This is a genomic window from Tenggerimyces flavus (assembly GCF_016907715.1).
Classification (GTDB): domain Bacteria; phylum Actinomycetota; class Actinomycetes; order Propionibacteriales; family Actinopolymorphaceae; genus Tenggerimyces; species Tenggerimyces flavus.
Map to the genome: position 1 here is coordinate 7,966,877 of NZ_JAFBCM010000001.1, position 16,380 is coordinate 7,983,256.

Below are 16,380 nucleotides of genomic sequence, written 5' to 3' on the forward strand. Positions count from 1 at the left end.
ATGGTGAGCGTCCCTGACAGCGTGCTGGTGCACGAGCATGTCCTCGTCGACTTCGGCGGCGTTGCGAACCCCGGTACGTACGATGCCGACGAGGTCTTCGCGGTGGCGAAGCCCAAGCTGGACGAGGCGTACGCGCTGGGGTGCCGGCGGTTGCAGGAGTGCACGCCGAGGTATCTAGCTCGCGATCCGCTGCTCTTGCGGCGAATGGCGGACGCGACGGGGATCGAGATCTGGACGAACACCGGCATCTATGGTGCCGCCGACCGGATCGCGGTGCCGGACTACGCGTGGACCGAGTCGGCCGAGTCGCTGGCGAAGCGGTTCATCGCCGAGCACACCGACGGGCTGCCGAGGTTCGTCAAGACGGCAGTACGGGACGGCGACCTCGAGGAGCTCGACCGCAAGCTCGTTCGCGCCGCCGCGCTCACGGCGTTGGAGACGGGGATGACGGTCGCGTCGCACACCACGACGGGGCGGGCGGCGGTGCAGCAGCTCGAGGTCTTCGCGGAGGTCGGTGTGCCGGCGGAGAAGTTCGTGTGGGTGCACGCGCAGGCCGAGCCGGACGCCTCGTTCCACGAGCAGGTCGCCCGGGCTGGCGCGTGGGTGGAGATCGATGGGCTGCTCTCCGATGAGATCTCGTGGCAACAGACCTGCGTCGAACGCCTCGCCGGCGCCGGTCTGCTGGGGCGAACGCTGGTGGCGAACGACTCCGGCTGGTACCACGTCAGCGAACCCGGCGGCGGGAACTACGTGGGCTACGGCCGCCTGTACGAGGAGCTGCTCCCCGCGTTGGATCCCGCCTGGCACCAGGCCCTGATGGTCGACAACCCGCGCACCGCGTTCGGCGCCTAGAGTCGATACCAGTGGGTGGCGGTGGCGCCGAGGACGTTGGGGTCGTGGCTGACCGCTGAGGCGAGCTCGGTCCAGGACTCGACGTACCCGCGGCGCAGCAGGATCACTGGCCAGTTGCTCGCGAGCATGCAGCGTTCGGTACCGAACGTCGACACCGCGTGCTCGACGCACGGCGCCAGCTCGTCGCCCGACCACTCCCATGAGGTCAGCACGTCCAGGCCGACGGACACCTTGAGCGCGACGTTCGGGTACGAGGCCAGCCGGTCGAGCCGCGCCGTCCACCCATCCCAGGTTCCCGATCCCAGCGGCGGCCGGGCGAGGTGGCACACGACGATCCGCAACGACGGCAGCCGTTCGGCCACCGCGCACACCTGAGCCGCCTGCTCGTCGGAAAGCACCACAACGTCCCAGGTCAACGAACGGGCGGCAAGCTCCCGAAGCACGTCGAGAGTGTCCGAGTTCGTCAACCAAGCAAGGGGATTCCGCCCGATCAGGAACCGCACACCCCGAAAGGACGCGTCGAACCGGCCCAGCTCAGCCAGAGCGGTCGGCGGGTCGTTCAGCGGCAGCCAAGCGACGACGCCGGCGACGAACGGCGACGTCGCGTACTCGCGCAGACGCACGTTCTCGGCCTGCTCGTCCACGTGCTCGACCAGCACCGTCGTGTCGACACCGGCCTCCGCCATCAACGGCGCCAGCTCAGCTGACTCGAAGTCGCGCTCCAGCTCAGGAGTGTCCGCCGGTCGCCACGACTGATGCTGCGCCCCAGCCCGCCAGAAGTGATGATGCGCGTCAACGATGGGCATGGCGCTCCACGGTCTCGGCCAGCGTCTGCGCGAGCAACCCGGCGAGCGGCACCGAGACGTCCGCCGAACGAGCGGCCGCAACGATCTCCCACAAGTCCTTGCTCCATGGGCGGAACGGCACCGCGGTCCCCGCCGCGTCGTACGCCGCCGCCACCTCGTCGAAGAACCCCCAGTGCTGCGAGACCCACGAGGAGCCGGTGCTCGTCGACGCCACCGTGAGCACGTTCTCCACCGAGACGTCGTACGAAGCGGCGAGCGACAGCGCCTCGTGCGTACCGGCGAGCGCCGCGAACATCATCAGCTGGTTCGCCAACTTCGCCGCCGCCCCGGAACCGGGAGCGCCGACGTGCACAACGTCCGAAGCCACGTCGTCAAGGTAGCCTTGCGCGAGCTCCAGAGATCCTGCCGACGCCCCGGCCATCACGGTCAAGGAGCCAGCGCGAGCACGCTCGAACCCACCCGACACCGGCGCATCGACGAACGCCACCCCACGCGAAGCGGCGAGCTCGCCGAGCGAACGAGCCGTCGCCGGCAGCACCGTACTGTGCACCACCACAACGCCGCCATCGGGCACCGAAGCGAGCAGATCCTCGTCCAGCAAGAGAGTTCGGACCGCGTCGTCGTCCGGTACGGCCAACGCCAGCACCGAGGACGCCAAGTCCCCGACGCCAGACGCGGCGACACCGCCGCCAGCGACAAGCGCGTCGACCTGCGAGGCGCGCGGGTCGTACCCCGTCACCGACCACCCGGCGTCGACGAGCGCCAAGGCCATCGGCAACCCGAGGTTGCCGAGGCCGGCGAACCCAACAGTCTTGCTCACAGGGCCGAGTAGTAGGCCTCGACCGACTCGATGTCGATCGTCGGGTCGTCCGGCAACCCGAGCTTGTCGTACACCTTCTTCCGCGCGTGCATGTCCGCGATCAACACCGCACGAGCGTGCAGGGCGACCTCCTCGGCTACCTCGAGAGGTACGACGATCACGCCGTCGTCGTCCGCGCCGACGATGTCACCCGGCCGTACCTGCACGCCCCCGCACCCGATCGTGCCCTGGACCTCCACGAGCTGGATGCGGCCGGGGATGATCGTCCGGCCGCGCGCCGCCGCACAGACCGGCGTCTTCTGCAATGCGATCTCCGCGGTGTCGCGGCAGAAGCCGTCGGTAACGATGCCCGCTGCGCCGTTCGCGTGCGTCGCCATCGCGTTCATCGAACCCCAGAAGCCGACCTCGCGCGCGCCGCCACCGTCGGTCACGACGACCGCGCCGGCTTCGAGCTCGGGCATGCGGACGTTGCCCACCTCGGCGAACCAGATCCGGTGCGCCTCGACGATGTCCTGCGTGGTGTCGAGCTTCCACATCGGGCGGTTCGACGGTACGCAGCGCTGGGTCACCGCCGGCCCCCAGAACTTCATGCCCAGCCAGATCGGCCTGACGTCGCGGGACATCAACCCGATGTCGAAATACCCGATTCCGTCCATCGCGTCGGCGACGTCCACGACACGAAGGTGTTTGTAGAGGGCGGCGAGCTGGCCGGTTTCGGAAACCGTGGTCGACATGCAGATCTCCTTAGCAAAGGAGCCGAATGGACTTTGGCCGTGTCTGGCTATGAGCCTTGCTGACAGGCTAAGCAGCGTGCTCTATTGTCTACAAGAGTCAATAGACGGACTGTCCAATCCGGTCAACCCAATCCGGTCAACACTGCGCAAGGACCTCGATGTCGCCCGACCGTCTCGAACCTCAAAGCCTCGTCGCGCTGGCGACCGACGCCATCCGCGCGATGATCCTCGAGGGCGAGCTGGGCCCGGGCGACCGGCTGCGCGAGGAGCAGCTCGCCGAACGACTCGGCATCAGCCGGCCGCCCCTTCGCGAGGCTCTCCGCCTGCTGGAGCGCGAGGGGCTCGTCGTCGCGACGCCCCGCCGCGGCGTCGCGGTCACGGAGCTGTCGGACCAGGACGTACGCGAGATCCTCACGCTGCGCTCGGCGTTGGAACGGCTCGCGGTCGAGCTCGGCGTCCCCGTCACCGACGAGGAACGACTTGAGGACTGCCGCAAAGCCCTTGCGGAGATGGAGAAAAGCGCTCGTGACGAGGACCGCGCCGGCCTCGTCGAGCGCGGGTATGCGTTCCACAGCTCGATCGTCGCGCTCGCGGGACATCGCCGACTGCTGGCGCTCTACCACTCGTTGCACGACCAGCTGCTGCTCTGCATGGCGATGAATCTCTATGCCCGCGAGAACTTCTACGAAGATCTTCTGACGCACGTCGAGCGCCACCGACAGCTGCTCGAGGTCATCGAGGCGGGCGATCCCGACGCCGTCCTGGAGGCCCTGGCGGCGCACGGCGAACGCTCGTTCACCAAGCACGCAAGAAAGCAGGACCCTCCAGAGTAGAACCGGTGAAAGGGGTCGATCGTGAACCAGAGGCACCTCACCCGTCGCCAGCTCCTCGGCGCTGCTTCGACCGCCGCGATCGTCAGCGCGTGCTCGCCGTTCGGCGGCCGCGACACCAGCGGTGACGCTGGCGGGAGCGGCGGAGAGACGAAGACGATCAGGTTCATCACCCCAGCCGACCTCGGGCTGGAGCGCGAGCTCTACACCGGCTTCCTGAAGGACTTCGAGTCGGCGAACTCGGGGACGAAGGTCACGGTGACGTTCGAGGCCTGGGACGACTACATGACCAAGCTTCCGACGTTGCTCGCCGGCGGGGCGATCCCGGACCTGATCCACCAGCACATGAGCATCGTGCAGGACTACGGGCAACGTGGCGCACTACTTGACCTTGCTCCGTTGATGAAACGGGACAACGTCGACCGGGAGGCGTTCGTCCCAGAGTTGTTCGACGCGTTCGCTGACGGCGAGAAGGTGTACGGGATTCCCAAGGACTGCGCGGCCTGGGGCGTCTACTACAACAAGGGGCTGTTCGACAAGGCCGGCGTGGAGTACCCGGCGGACGACTGGACGATGGAGCAGTTCCAACAGACCGTACGCGATCTGACGGTGGACAAGGCCGGGCGGTCACCGGGCGACGCGGGCTTCGATCCACGCAGCATCAAGCAGTGGGGCTTGAACTGGCTCGCGCCGACGCCGACCGAGTCGGAGAACTCGCGCGGCTTCGTACGCGCGTTCGGCGGCGACTGGTACGACGAGGCGTACCAGGCGACGTTGATCGACCAGCCGCCGGCGCACGCCCAGTTCGAGATGTTCCGGCGGATGCGCTGCGTGGATGGGAGTACGCCGTCGCCGTCGCAGGAGCTCGGCCAGGGCGACCCGTTCCGGGCGGGGCTGACCGCGATGACGGTCGCGTTCCACAACGCGGACTTCTTCCTGCGCGAGGAGAAGGCGAAGTTCGACTGGGGCGTGACGTACCTGCCGTCCGGGCCGGGTGGGCAGTTCGTCCCGGTGGGCTGCAGCGGCTGGGCGATCGCGGCGGACGCGAAGAACCCCGAGGGCGCGTGGACGTTGATCAAGCACCTGACCAGCCCGGAGGTGCAGACGAAGATCGCGGCGCAGAAGCGGTGGGGACCGTCGGTACGCGCTGCGATGGACCAGCTGGTGCGTACGGACCCGAAGGACGGATTCGTCAAGGTGCACGTGGATCCGATGCGCGGGAAGAGCGACCGCGAGGTGATCACGTTCAAGTTCCCGGCGAACCAGTCGCGGATCCAGCAGGCGTACGCGGCGAACTTCGACCCGATCTGGACCACGTGCTCCACCGACGACGTGGCGGGCGCGGCGCAGAAGACCAAGCAGGCAGTGGACACCGTCCTGGCCAGCTGAGGCTTCTCGCCATGGACCAGCGCTCCACACACCTCCGCACTTCACCCACCGAACCGGGGTTCTCCAACGTGGCAACAGCGCTCCGACCCCCACCTCGGTGGGTAAAGTCGCGCCACCTGGGGATGACGCGATGAGCGTCGACACGGTGGCGAGGACGCGGCGGCGGGCGAACGTCCGGCGGAGGATGCCGCGGCATCGGGTGCGGGAGGCGATCGACGGCTACCTGTTCATCGCGCCGTGGCTGGTCGGGTTCGTGTTCCTGGTGTCGGGGCCGATGATCGCGTCGCTGCTGATGTCGTTCACCGAGTGGGACCTGCTGTCCTCGCCGCGGTGGATCGGGCTGGCGAACTTCCAGCAGCTGTTCTCCGACCCGCTTGTCGGAAAGTCCTTGTACAACACGGCGTTCTTCACGTTCTTCAGCGTGCCGCTGAACCTCGCGGCGGCGCTGGGGGCGGCGCTGCTGCTCAACCTGCGGATCCGCGGACGGTCCGTCTTCCGTACGGCGTTCTACCTGCCGGCGATCATGCCGGCGGTGGCGAACGCGATCCTGTGGTTCTGGATCCTCAATCCCGAGGTGGGCTTGGCGAATCTGCTGCTGCGGCGGTTCGGGTTGCCGGAGCTGCGCTGGCTGGAGGACCCAGCGACGGCGAAGCCCGCGTTCATCCTGATGACGATGTGGGGCATCGGCAACTCGATGGTGATCTTCCTTGCCGGGCTGCAGGGGGTGCCGCAGTCGCTGTACGACGCGGCGCTGGTCGACGGGGCCGGCGCGTGGCAGCGGTTCCGGGCGGTGACGCTGCCGATGCTGTCGCCGGTGATCTTGTTCAACCTGGTGTTGGGGATCATCGGGTCGTTCCAGATCTTCACCAGCGCGTACCTGCTGACCCAGGATGGCGGGCCGGAGCAGTCGACGCTGTTCTCCGTTCTGTACCTGTACCGGTTGGGGTTCGAGCAGTTCCGGATGGGCTACGCGTCGGCGTACGCGTGGCTGCTGTTCCTCGTGATCATGGTGTTCTCGCTGGTGCAGCTCGGGATGTCGCGGCGCTGGGTGTACTACGAGGGCGGTGACCAGCGATGATCGCTCTTGTCAAGCGGGGCTTGCTGTACGTCTTCATGGCCGCGTTGGGGATCGTGTTCCTGACGCCGATGCTGTGGCTGGCGTCGACCTCCTTGAAGGAGCAGGGGCAGGTCTTCGCGTACCCACCGGTGTTCGTGCCGGATCCGGTCCGATTCGCCAACTACCTCGACGCGTTCGCGCGGGCGCCGCTGTTCGTGTGGCTGACGAACACGATCACGATCACTGTCTTCGCGCTGATCGGGACGTTGTTGACGTGCTCGTTGGTGGCGTACGGTTTTGCCCGGCTTCGGTTTCCGGGGCGGAACGTGCTGTTCGTGCTGTTGCTGTCGACGATGATGCTGCCGGACGTGGTGACGCTGGTGCCGCAGTTCGTGCTGTTCAAGTCGCTGGGCTGGGTGGACACGTTCCTGCCGCTGATCGTGCCTTCGTTCCTCGGCGGGGGCGCGTTCAACATCTTCCTGGTGCGGCAGTTCTACCTGACGATCCCGCGCGACTTCGACGAGGCAGCGCGACTGGACGGCGCGTCGAACTGGCGGATCTGGTGGCACATCATCCTGCCGTTGTCGCGTCCGGTGCTGATCGCGGTGGGGATCTTCTCCTTCGTCTTCCACTGGAACGACTTCCTGGCGCCGCTGATCTACCTGCAGTCGGAGGGCAACAAGACGCTGGCGCTGGGGTTGCGGGCGTTCATCAGTCCGACGGACGCGTCGTGGAACATCTCGATGGCGGCGTCGATGTTCCTGGTGATCCCGGTGCTTCTGGTGTTCTTCGTCGCGCAACGCTCGTTCATCCGCGGCGTGGTGATGACCGGGATCCAGGGGCGTTAGCGCACGATTCCGGCGATGATCAGGGCCACACCGACGGGGATGTCGACGACGGCGCAGAGCTCGGACCAGTTGCGGCTGACGATCTTGTTACGTACGTAATGGAACGCGTCCCACAGTCCGTGTGTGAGCCAGCCGACGCCGGCGATGACGACGCCGAGGTTGCTGTCGACGACGAAGGCAGCGATGGTGAGGCCGCCGAAGAAGATCATGCCGACGGTCTCGACGGTGAACCAGTAGCGGTCCTGGGCCCGGCCGACGACGATGGCCCAGAGCCAGGCGGCGACGAGGACGACGGTCATGACGAGGGCGCCTTCGAGCTTCAGGATGAACGCCAGGGCGCCGACCACGATCGTTCCGCCGAACATCAGGAACGCGGCCATCGGCCTGCCGGTCGCCCACGTGGCGGGGTAGATCGCCATCATCGCGGCGACGCCCGGGGTCAGGTCGACGCCGCCCTTGGTCGCGACGATGCCCGCGATGGCGGCGGCCGCGAGAATGAGCCCGACAGCGCTCGGCCACCGATCGACCAGCCTGGCCCCGGTCGTCGTCTCGTTCACCATGATCACCACCCTGCCAGCCCCGCTCTGCCTTCCTTTGGCGCGGACGAGCGGCTCATCCGGATCCATGCGAAACCTGTCCGCCCACCAGGGATCCCCGGCTGCCCTGCGGCGTGCCCCGCTGTTCGCGATGGGGTCGGGGGCACCCTTGTCCGAACCTCCTCGAGCGAGGGGACCCTCCGCCCTTCGCGAAAGTGTGGGGTTCTGGTCGCGACACGCCGGCGTGTCGCGACCAGAACCCCACAGTTTGATGGGACGTGGTGGATGGGCTGGGCTATGGGACCAGGGTGCCCCTCACCCCAACCCTCGGCGCGACCTGGCCATGATCATGAACGTGATCATGAAGGCAAACCCTGCGTATACGACCAGTTCGGCTTCATGATCACGTTCATGATCACGGGCGTCGAGGGCTCGGCGGTGACGACGAGCGTGTCATCGAGGACCACGAGCCTCATCCTCGCAGGTCTTGCACCCCCGAACCTAGCTTGCTAGCATCCTAGCCATGGTCGACTCAGACAAGGTGCAGTTCAACATCTACCTGTCCCGGGAGCTCGTGACGCGCGTCAAGCACCAGGCGATCGACGAGGACGAGCGGTCGTTGAGCTCGTTCGTCGAACGGATCCTGCAGAGCTATCTCGACAACACCAAGGAGGCGAGCCGATGATCACCCCAGCGCCGATTCGGTTCACGGCGAACGTCGCGGCGATGCGCGAGTTCTTCGAGCTGCTTGGCTTCAAGTCCCACATCATCTCCGAGGTCGGGCCGGACTGGGTCTCGATGCGCGGCGACGTCGGGATCATGTCGCTGCATGCCGCGGACTACGAGAAGAGCGACGTCGTCTTCGACACCGACGAGGATATGGAGAACCTGCAGAAGCGCCTGCACGACGCGGGATTCTCCGATGCGCGCATCGTGGACGAGGCGTTCGGGCGGCGGCTCGACGTCAGCGACCCGCAGGGCGAGAACGTCATGATCTTCGAGCGCATGAAGGACACCTACGGCTATCGCGTCGTCGAGTAGGGGCTCAGTCCGGGATGTCCCTAGTAGGCGGGCCGAGGCCGCGCGCCTACCTTCGCGAGCATGAAGGCGATCGTTCAGGATCGGTACGGCTCCCCTGACGTCCTGACATTCTCAGACGTCGACGAGCCGGTACCCGCGGCGAACGAGGTGCTCGTGCGGGTGCGCGCGTCCTCGGTGAACGCGTACGACTGGCATCTCATGCGAGGCGATCCCGCGCTCGCGCGGCTGGCGTCTCCGGCCGTGTTCGGGCTCCGCGCGCCGAAGCGACGGATCCGCGGCCGCGACGTCGCGGGGATCGTCGAGGCAGTGGGCGCGAACGTCACGCAGTGGAAGCCCGGCGACGAGGTGTACTGCGACGTCGGCGACGCGAACGGAGCCTTCGCCGAGTATGTCTGCGCCCCCGAGAACCTGGTCGCGACGAAGCCGGCGAACCTGACGTTCGAGCAGGCGGCGGCCGTACCCATCGCGGCGAACACCGCGTTGATCGGGCTACGCGATGTCGCGAACGTCCAGATTGGCCAACGCCTGTTGATCAACGGAGCTACCGGCGGCGTGGGAACGTACGCCGTGCAGCTCGGCAAGGCGTTCGGCGCGCACGTCACGGCGGTGTGCCGTACCCGCAACGTCGAGCTCGTCAGATCGCTCGGCGCGGACCACGTCGTCGACTACACCCACGAGGACTTCGCCAAGACCCGGCAGCGGTACGACATCGTGCTCGACCTGGTCGGCAACCGCTCGTTGACAACACTCCGGAGCGTGGCGACACCCGAGGCCGCGGTCGTGCTGTCCGGCGGTGGCACGTCGAAGGGCGGATCGTTGGTCGGCCCGATGGGGCTGTTCCTGTGGGCGAAGCTGTCCGCGCGGTTCGTTCCCCAACGCCTGTTGGAGATCACCGTCGCGCCGAGCGGCGAAAGCCTGGCGGAGTTGCGGGAGCTGATCGAGGCGGGCCGGGTCACGCCGGCGATCGATCGCCAGTACTCGTTGAGCGAAGTCCCGGACGCGATCCGCTACGTGGAGAACGAACACGCGCGAGCGAAGGTCGTCATCTCGGTGTGAACGCGCAGCGGAAACCGAGGTTGCCCGTCGAGCTGTCCGGTGTGTTGGAGGTACGGGCGGCGACGCGGTAGCGGTTGCAGTACGACTCGTGGCAGAGATAGCTGCCGCCGCGCATCACCCGAGACGTGCCGTCAACCGGGCCTTGCGGGTCGATCCGAGTAGGCCCGCTCTCCTCCACATGCCAGTCCGCACTGAACCAGTCCATGCACCACTCCCACACGTTGCCAGCGACCTCGTAGAGGCCGAAGTCGTTGGGACCAAAGGACTTCACAGCCGCCGTGCCGACGTGTCCGTCGTCCTCGGTGTTGGACCGAGGGAACTCGCCCTGCCAGATGTTGCACCGCCACCGGCCCCGCGGCGTGAGCTCGTCGCCCCAGGCGAACCGAGCCTGGTCCAGCCCGCCGCGGGCCGCATACTCCCACTCGGCCTCGGTCGGCAGCCGCTTCCCGGCCCACGTCGCGTAGAGCAGCGCATCGGTCCAGGACACGTGCACGACAGGGTGTTGCGGCCGGGTCGTGACCGACGAGCCCGGCCCCTCCGGCGACCACCAGGTGGCGCCACGAACGGGCCGCCACCAGGGCGCGCCCGGCACCGATCCGTCCACCAGCGGCGCGCCCGGCTCCACGAACTGGTGGAAGACGTAAGACCAGCCGAAGCGTTCCGCTTCGGTGACATACTCCGTCGCTTTGACGAAGGCGGCGAACTGCCGATTGGTCACCGCGGTGGCGTCGATCGCGAACGGCCGCACCGTCACCGTGCGGACGGGACCTTCCCCGTCGTCGACGAAGGCGTCGGGATCGTCGCCACCCATGCGGAACATGCCAGCCGGCAGGCGAACCATGCCGCGCAGCACGTCGGTGTCGAACCGCGCCGGCACGTCAAACGGCGTCGACACCACATAGCCCGTGGTGAAGTCGCCGACCTCATCCTCGCGCGACGGACCGCAGCAAGCCGACAATCGCCCTACTCCCAGGCGAATCCGGCGCCCGTGGGCGCCAGTGCGCAGCCGTCCTCGAGCAGCGGGAACGACCGCTCCGACGACCGCAGCCCGGTCTCGAGCCACGTCGCCGTCGGGACCGACATCAGCAGGCTCAGGGCGGCCGGACCGCCACCATGCGACGCGTACGGGATCCCGTACGCCCCGGCCAGCCCGCCGATCGCGCGGATCTCCGTCGGACCGCCCGCTCGGCGCAGGTCCGGCTGCACGATGTCAACCCCACGTTGCTCGAAGAGCTCGCGGAACTCCCTTGCGGAGTAGAGGTTCTCCCCTGTCGCGATCGGCGTCAGCGAACGCTGCTTCAGCTCCGCGTACCCGCGGATGTCGTCCGCCCGGAGAGGCTCTTCGAACCAGTACACGCCAAGGTCGGCGAACACCGACGCGTAGAGCACCGCGTCGTCGAGCGTCAACACCTGGTTGGCATCGACCATCACGCGGACGCCGTCGCCGACTTCGGCTTGTACGGCGGAGATTCGCTCGACGTCCTCGTCCAACGTCGACGCCGCGACCTTCATCTTCACGCCACGGAAGCCCTGCTCGACCGCCTTCACGGCGACCTGCTTCAGCTCGTCGAGCGAGTAGTTCGACCAGCCGACCATCGCGTACGCCGGCACGCGGTCGCGGTACGGCGCCCACAGCCGGTACGTCGGCACGCCGTGCGCCTTGCCGAGCAGATCCCACAACGCGACGTCGATCGCGCTGATCCCGAACGTGGGCAGGCCGAACGTCCCGTAGTACTCGGTCTGCACCTTCAACGCTTCGATGATCGCGCCGATCTCGGCGGCGTCCTGGCCGACGACCACCGGTGCGAGCTCAGACTCGATCAGCACCGCGAGCGAACGCGGCGCACCGTCACCGCGACCGAAGCTCGAGGACGAGACGCCCACGAGCCCGTCGTCGGTCTGGATCTCGACGTGGACCGAACCACCGCCGGTCAACGTTTGCAGGGCATCGCGAATCGGGTTGGCCGCGTGCGGACGGTTCTCGTACCGCACGCGGACTTCGGTGACCCGCATCATCACGTCCTCTCACCTTGCAAAGTGTGGGGTTCTGGTAGGGACACACCGGCGTGTCCCTACCAGAACCCCACAGTTGGTGCCGTGGGGATGCGGCTGGCTCAGGCGGAGATCTTCGAGGCCAGCTTGGTCGCGATGGCGGACAGGAACTCGTCCGTCGTCTGCCACTGCGCGTCGCCACCGACGAGCAGCGCGAGGTCCTTGGTCATCTGGCCGTCCTCGACGGTCTCGATGCACGCGGCCTCGACCTTCGCGGCGAAGTCGATCAGCTCCTGCTGCGAGTCCAGCTTGCCGCGGTGCGCGAGGCCACGGGTCCAGGCGAAGATCGACGCGATCGGGTTCGTCGACGTCTTTTCGCCCTTCTGCCATTGGCGATAGTGCCGCGTGACCGTACCGTGCGCTGCCTCGGCCTCGACCGTCGAACCGTCTGGCGTCATCAGCACCGACGTCATCAGACCGAGCGAGCCGAAGCCCTGCGCGACCGTGTCGGACTGCACGTCACCGTCGTAGTTCTTCGCCGCCCAGACGAATCCGCCCTCCCACTTGAGAGCCTGCGCGACCATGTCGTCGATCAGCCGGTGCTCGTACGTGATCCCAGCGGCGTCGAAGTCGGCCTTGAACTCCGCCTCGAAGACCTCCTGGAACAGGTCCTTGAAGCGGCCGTCGTACGCCTTGAGGATCGTGTTCTTCGTGGACAGGTAGACCGGGTACTTGCGCTGCAGGCCGTAGTTGAGCGAGGCCCGCGCGAAGTCGCGGATCGAGTCGTCGAAGTTGTACATCGCCAGCGCGACGCCGCCGCCGGGGAACTCGCCGACCTCGAACTCCATCGGCTCCGAGCCGTCGGCCGGAACGAACGACACCGTCAGCTTGCCCGCACCGGGAACGACGAAGTCCGTCGCCTTGTACTGGTCCGCGTGCGCGTGACGGCCGATGATGATCGGCTTCGTCCAGCCGGGCACGAGCCGCGGCACGTTGCTGATCACGATCGGCTCGCGGAAGATCACGCCGCCGAGGATGTTGCGAATGGTGCCGTTCGGCGACCGCCACATCTTCTTCAGCCCGAACTCCTCGACCCGCGCCTCGTCCGGCGTGATCGTCGCGCATTTGACGCCGACACCGTGCTGCTTGATCGCGTTCGCGGAGTCGACGGTGACCTGGTCGTCGGTCGCGTCGCGGTTCTCGATCGAGAGGTCGTAGTACTCCAGCGGAACGTCGAGATACGGAAGGATCAGCTGGTCCTTGATCTCCTTCCAGATCACGCGCGTCATCTCGTCGCCGTCGAGCTCGACGACCGGGTTCGCTACCTTGATCTTCGCCATCGGTACGTGGATCTCCTCTTGATCGGTGCTTGCTACGTCGTCATGCCGGGCGACGCCACGGGAATGCCGCGCCACTCCGCGATCTCGACCATGCGCTTGTCATAGGTGATGAGCGCCGACAGCTCGTTGCCAAGAAGCTCCGCGGAGGCCACGTGGATCGCGTCCAGCGTCCTGAGGATAGGGAATCCAGCGGCGCGGTCGCGCACCTGCGACGTGATCTCGATCTCGTCGTAGTCCCGGAGCAGTCGGGCCATCAGCTGGGGGAAGTTCCCGTACGTGTCGCAGGTGCGCACGGTCTCGATCAAGCCGACCGTGCTCGTCGCGCCCGGCTCGCTTCGCTCCCTCAAGTAGGCGCGAAGCTCCGAGGCTGGCGGTCGGCCTGTGATCAGCACGACGAGCGCCGACGCGTCGTAGTAGATCACGCGCCGTTCCCCTGACCGCGCTCGAGCTCCTCCCGGAACTCCCGCTCCCAGTCCGACTCGCTGTAACGGTCCGCGAGCAGCCTTTGGAGCGGGTCGGCGTCGTCCGGGATCTCGATCCGCGTGAACGTGTCGACGTCGGCCGACGTCTTGCCGGACGGTCGGATCGCACCACTAGCCACGAGCTCGTCGTAACGGCTGTATTCTCTTTGACCGGGAATCAGTGTCGCGATGACCTTGCCATGCCTGGTCACCTCGATGGTCTCTCCTTGCTCCGCGCGCGCGAACATCGCGCTCGGGTTGTAGGAGAACTCCCGAACAGTCACCGTCGTCATCCGGTCACCATCCCTTCGCAGTTGTACCTACGTGAGGGTACCACTGTGTAGGTACAACTACAGGTTCTGGACGTCGGCCTGCTTCGCGCGGACGGCTTCGGCGGCTTCCTTGAGTGCGGCGAGCTCGGTGTCGGTCAGCTCGACCTCGGACACCTTGCGTACGCCCTCCTTGCCGAGCTCGGCGACGACGCCGAGGTAGACGCCGGAGATGCCGTACTCGCCGTCGACCCAGGCGCACACCGGCATGGCCGCGCCGGAGTCCTCCGCGACGGCCTTGGCCATGCGGGCGGCCGCGGCGCTCGGGGCGTAGTACGCCGAGCCGGTCTTCAACAGCGCGACGATCTCGGCGCCGCCGTTGCGCGTACGGTCGACGAGCTCGTCGACCTTCTCCTGAGGGAGCGCCTCGGTGAGCGGCTTGCCGTCGACCGTGCTGCGGGAGGGAACGGGCACCATCGTGTCGCCGTGCGAGCCGAGCGTCAGCGTGGTGACCGAGCCGGTGTCGACGCCGAGCTCCTCGGCGACGAAGTTCGTGAAGCGCGCCGTGTCGAGCATGCCGGCCTGGCCGAGCACGCGGTTCTTCGGGAAGCCGGTCGCGAGCTGGGCGAGCGCGGTCATCTCGTCGAGCGGGTTGGAGACGACGATCACGACGGCGTTCGGCGCGTGCTTGGCGACGTTCTCCGAGACACTGCGGACGATCTTCGCGTTGGTCTCGATCAGGTCCATGCGGCTCATGCCGGGCTTGCGCGGGAGGCCGGCGGTGATCACGACGATGTCGGATCCGGCGATCGCCTCGTACCCGCCGCCGTCGGGCGTCGTCGTGACGCCGGTGACCTTGGTCTCGTAGCCCTCGATCGACCGCGACTGGTTGATGTCGAGCGCGATGCCCGCGGGCTTGCCCTCGATGATGTCGGTGAGGACGACCTCTTCGAACAGGTCGTACTCCGCGAGTCGCTGGGCGGTCGTGGACCCGTAGAAGCCGGCTCCGACGACGGCTACCTTGCCCTTGCGCGCCATGGTTCTGTTCGCCTCCTGACGAAATCTCTTGGCATCAAGATAACAGCTGGGTGGTGCTCACCGGATGTCTGGGACGATCAGCGCGAGCACCAGCGCGGCGACGCCCAGAACGGTGAGGGTGACGACGTCGATGGCGCGGCTGCGCAGGACGAGCAGGCCGACGATTCTCGACGGAAAGAACAGCCTGAACGCGGCCGCGAGGATCACCGCGGCGGCGAACAGGATGGCGCCGGTCCGGAAGTCGTCGACGACCACGACGACGAGTCCGACGGCGACGACGGCGAGGACGAGCAGGAGTGGCCACTGGCGGCGGAGCCAGGAGTACTTGCCGTAGCGCCAGGCTCGCGCGCGGGCTGCTCTTCTTGCTTCGCGCGGGTCGATGGATGCCTCGTTGATCGGCGTGGGCGCGGCGTGGGTTGGTCGTCGCGGCTGCCGATGCTGGGGCTCGTTCTCCTGCTCCTGCGCCTGCTCCTGCTCCTGCTGGGCGGCGGGGACCGCGTGGACAGGACCACCGTTCGAGCGCACCTCGGCCGGCACCGACGGACGCGCCGGCGCAGCCCCCCGGACCGGCTGGTCCGACATCGGGGTCCTCCTGGAAAGCCTCTGGGATCTGCCCCGCAGGTTACGCCATCCGCCCCGACGGCGAAGTGCCACCAGCCAGACGCCGCAGGTGGGGTTTAGCCGACGGAGTGGCTGGACTTGTTGGACAGATCTCGGTCTCTTTCCCGAGATCTGTCCAACAAGTCAGCGCCCGCTAGCGATCCGGGGGCAGGCCGAGGGTGGCGCAGGCGGCTTTGACCGCGGCGGCGCGGAGGTCGTCGGCAGGGAGGTCGGGGAACATCACCGTGGTGTCCGCCATCCCGCCGATCGCCACGATCGCGGCCACCCGCTCCTCGACGGTCGGCGTCGGACCCATGAGCAGCAGCATCATCCGGGTCCGCCACCCCTCGAACTTGTCCCGCACGAGGTGCAACGTGCTCAGGTCCCGCAGGATGAACTGGCTGATGTGCCGGTTCCGGAACGTGAGGTCGAAGTACACCCCGATTAGCTCCCGCTTCGGCAGCGGGTCGCCCGCCTCTCGTTCGGCGAGAAACGCCTCGAACTCGTCGACCAGCGGCTGCACCAGCGATCGCACCAGGGCCTCGCGCGAGTCGAAGTGGTAGTACAGCGCCGGTTTGGTGATCCCCAGCCGGCCCGCGATGTCCTGCAGGGACGTCCGCTGCACCCCACGCTCGAGGAACAGCTCCATCGCCGCCGCCTGGATGCGGTCACGCGTGTCGGTGGATCGAGGCCTCGCCATGGCTACGCATC

The 16,380-nt window shown here is 67.3% G+C and carries 20 protein-coding genes; 8 read left to right on the forward strand and 12 right to left on the reverse strand.

Annotated features, from left to right (window positions below):
• Positions 1-852 carry a phosphotriesterase family protein gene (locus JOD67_RS37055; RefSeq protein WP_205122323.1) on the forward strand — a complete coding sequence of 284 codons (852 nt, stop codon included), beginning with the start codon at positions 1-3 and terminating at the stop codon, positions 850-852.
• Here JOD67_RS37055 and JOD67_RS37060 read toward each other — a convergent pair.
• From JOD67_RS37060 to JOD67_RS37070, 3 genes are read right to left on the reverse strand one after another with little or no spacing between them, the layout of a single operon-like run.
• Positions 849-1,658, reverse strand: coding sequence for an amidohydrolase family protein (locus JOD67_RS37060; protein ID WP_205122324.1), 810 nt, complete (start codon positions 1,656-1,658; stop codon positions 849-851). The two genes, JOD67_RS37055 and JOD67_RS37060, sit on opposite strands and share 4 nt — an antisense overlap.
• Positions 1,645-2,478 (reverse strand): NAD(P)-dependent oxidoreductase, encoded by an 834-nt coding sequence (locus JOD67_RS37065; protein ID WP_307782691.1) that lies wholly within the window; start codon positions 2,476-2,478, stop codon positions 1,645-1,647. Before JOD67_RS37065 ends, JOD67_RS37060 begins: the two co-directional genes overlap by 14 nt.
• Positions 2,475-3,212, reverse strand: coding sequence for an RraA family protein (locus JOD67_RS37070; RefSeq protein ID WP_205122325.1), 738 nt, complete (start codon positions 3,210-3,212; stop codon positions 2,475-2,477). The genes JOD67_RS37065 and JOD67_RS37070 overlap by 4 nt, the downstream gene beginning before the upstream one ends.
• Positions 3,213-3,370: 158 nt before the next feature.
• Between JOD67_RS37070 and JOD67_RS37075 the strand changes: the two genes are divergently transcribed.
• The 4 genes from JOD67_RS37075 to JOD67_RS37090 all read left to right on the forward strand — a co-directional run bounded on the left by JOD67_RS37075 (position 3,371) and on the right by JOD67_RS37090 (position 7,336).
• Entirely contained in the window at positions 3,371-4,045 is a 675-nt protein-coding gene (locus tag JOD67_RS37075; protein WP_205122326.1) for a GntR family transcriptional regulator, read from the forward strand.
• A 21-nt stretch (positions 4,046-4,066) separates the two neighbouring features.
• The gene (locus JOD67_RS37080; protein WP_205122327.1) at positions 4,067-5,431 is read left to right on the forward strand and encodes an ABC transporter substrate-binding protein; all 1,365 of its coding nucleotides are present in this window, start codon (positions 4,067-4,069) and stop codon (positions 5,429-5,431) included.
• Positions 5,432-5,561: 130 nt separating this feature from the next.
• A complete protein-coding gene (locus tag JOD67_RS37085) occupies positions 5,562-6,509 on the forward strand; it encodes a carbohydrate ABC transporter permease (protein WP_205122328.1) in 948 nt (315 codons plus the stop codon).
• On the forward strand, positions 6,506-7,336 hold the full coding sequence (locus JOD67_RS37090; protein ID WP_239554227.1) for a carbohydrate ABC transporter permease: 831 nt from the start codon (positions 6,506-6,508) through the stop codon (positions 7,334-7,336). The genes JOD67_RS37085 and JOD67_RS37090 overlap by 4 nt, the downstream gene beginning before the upstream one ends.
• Here the strand turns inward: JOD67_RS37090 and JOD67_RS37095 are convergent.
• Positions 7,333-7,962, reverse strand: coding sequence for a hypothetical protein (locus JOD67_RS37095; protein WP_205122329.1), 630 nt, complete (start codon positions 7,960-7,962; stop codon positions 7,333-7,335). The genes JOD67_RS37090 and JOD67_RS37095 overlap by 4 nt on opposite strands.
• Before the next feature lie 433 nt (positions 7,963-8,395).
• Between JOD67_RS37095 and JOD67_RS37100 the strand changes: the two genes are divergently transcribed.
• The 3 genes from JOD67_RS37100 to JOD67_RS37110 are packed head-to-tail and all read left to right on the forward strand — an operon-like array spanning position 8,396 to position 9,969.
• On the forward strand, positions 8,396-8,557 hold the full coding sequence (locus tag JOD67_RS37100) for a ribbon-helix-helix protein, CopG family (protein ID WP_205122330.1): 162 nt from the start codon (positions 8,396-8,398) through the stop codon (positions 8,555-8,557).
• On the forward strand, positions 8,554-8,913 hold the full coding sequence (locus JOD67_RS37105; RefSeq protein WP_205122331.1) for a VOC family protein: 360 nt from the start codon (positions 8,554-8,556) through the stop codon (positions 8,911-8,913). Before JOD67_RS37100 ends, JOD67_RS37105 begins: the two co-directional genes overlap by 4 nt.
• A gap of 60 nt (positions 8,914-8,973) precedes the next feature.
• Entirely contained in the window at positions 8,974-9,969 is a 996-nt protein-coding gene (locus tag JOD67_RS37110) for an NAD(P)-dependent alcohol dehydrogenase (RefSeq protein ID WP_205122332.1), read from the forward strand.
• Here the strand turns inward: JOD67_RS37110 and JOD67_RS37115 are convergent.
• The 8 genes from JOD67_RS37115 to JOD67_RS37150 all read right to left on the reverse strand — a co-directional run bounded on the left by JOD67_RS37115 (position 9,956) and on the right by JOD67_RS37150 (position 16,369).
• Positions 9,956-10,867, reverse strand: a complete 912-nt coding sequence (locus JOD67_RS37115; RefSeq protein ID WP_504970714.1) for a formylglycine-generating enzyme family protein — start codon at positions 10,865-10,867, stop codon at positions 9,956-9,958. The genes JOD67_RS37110 and JOD67_RS37115 overlap by 14 nt on opposite strands.
• Before the next feature lie 65 nt (positions 10,868-10,932).
• Positions 10,933-11,982: a mandelate racemase/muconate lactonizing enzyme family protein gene (locus JOD67_RS37120; protein ID WP_205122333.1), complete on the reverse strand. Its 1,050-nt coding sequence runs from the start codon at positions 11,980-11,982 to the stop codon at positions 10,933-10,935.
• Between the two features lie 101 nt (positions 11,983-12,083).
• On the reverse strand, positions 12,084-13,301 hold the full coding sequence (locus tag JOD67_RS37125; RefSeq protein ID WP_205122334.1) for an NADP-dependent isocitrate dehydrogenase: 1,218 nt from the start codon (positions 13,299-13,301) through the stop codon (positions 12,084-12,086).
• 32 nt (positions 13,302-13,333) lie between these two features.
• Positions 13,334-13,723 (reverse strand): type II toxin-antitoxin system VapC family toxin, encoded by a 390-nt coding sequence (locus JOD67_RS37130; RefSeq protein WP_205122335.1) that lies wholly within the window; start codon positions 13,721-13,723, stop codon positions 13,334-13,336.
• Positions 13,720-14,055 carry a type II toxin-antitoxin system Phd/YefM family antitoxin gene (locus JOD67_RS37135; RefSeq protein ID WP_205122336.1) on the reverse strand — a complete coding sequence of 112 codons (336 nt, stop codon included), beginning with the start codon at positions 14,053-14,055 and terminating at the stop codon, positions 13,720-13,722. Before JOD67_RS37135 ends, JOD67_RS37130 begins: the two co-directional genes overlap by 4 nt.
• A gap of 57 nt (positions 14,056-14,112) precedes the next feature.
• Positions 14,113-15,069, reverse strand: a complete 957-nt coding sequence (mdh, locus tag JOD67_RS37140) for a malate dehydrogenase (RefSeq protein ID WP_205122337.1) — start codon at positions 15,067-15,069, stop codon at positions 14,113-14,115.
• A gap of 57 nt (positions 15,070-15,126) precedes the next feature.
• Positions 15,127-15,651 (reverse strand): DUF3017 domain-containing protein, encoded by a 525-nt coding sequence (locus JOD67_RS37145; protein WP_205122338.1) that lies wholly within the window; start codon positions 15,649-15,651, stop codon positions 15,127-15,129.
• Between the two features lie 172 nt (positions 15,652-15,823).
• Positions 15,824-16,369, reverse strand: a complete 546-nt coding sequence (locus tag JOD67_RS37150) for a TetR/AcrR family transcriptional regulator (RefSeq protein ID WP_205122339.1) — start codon at positions 16,367-16,369, stop codon at positions 15,824-15,826.
• Positions 16,370-16,380 lie beyond the last annotated feature (11 nt).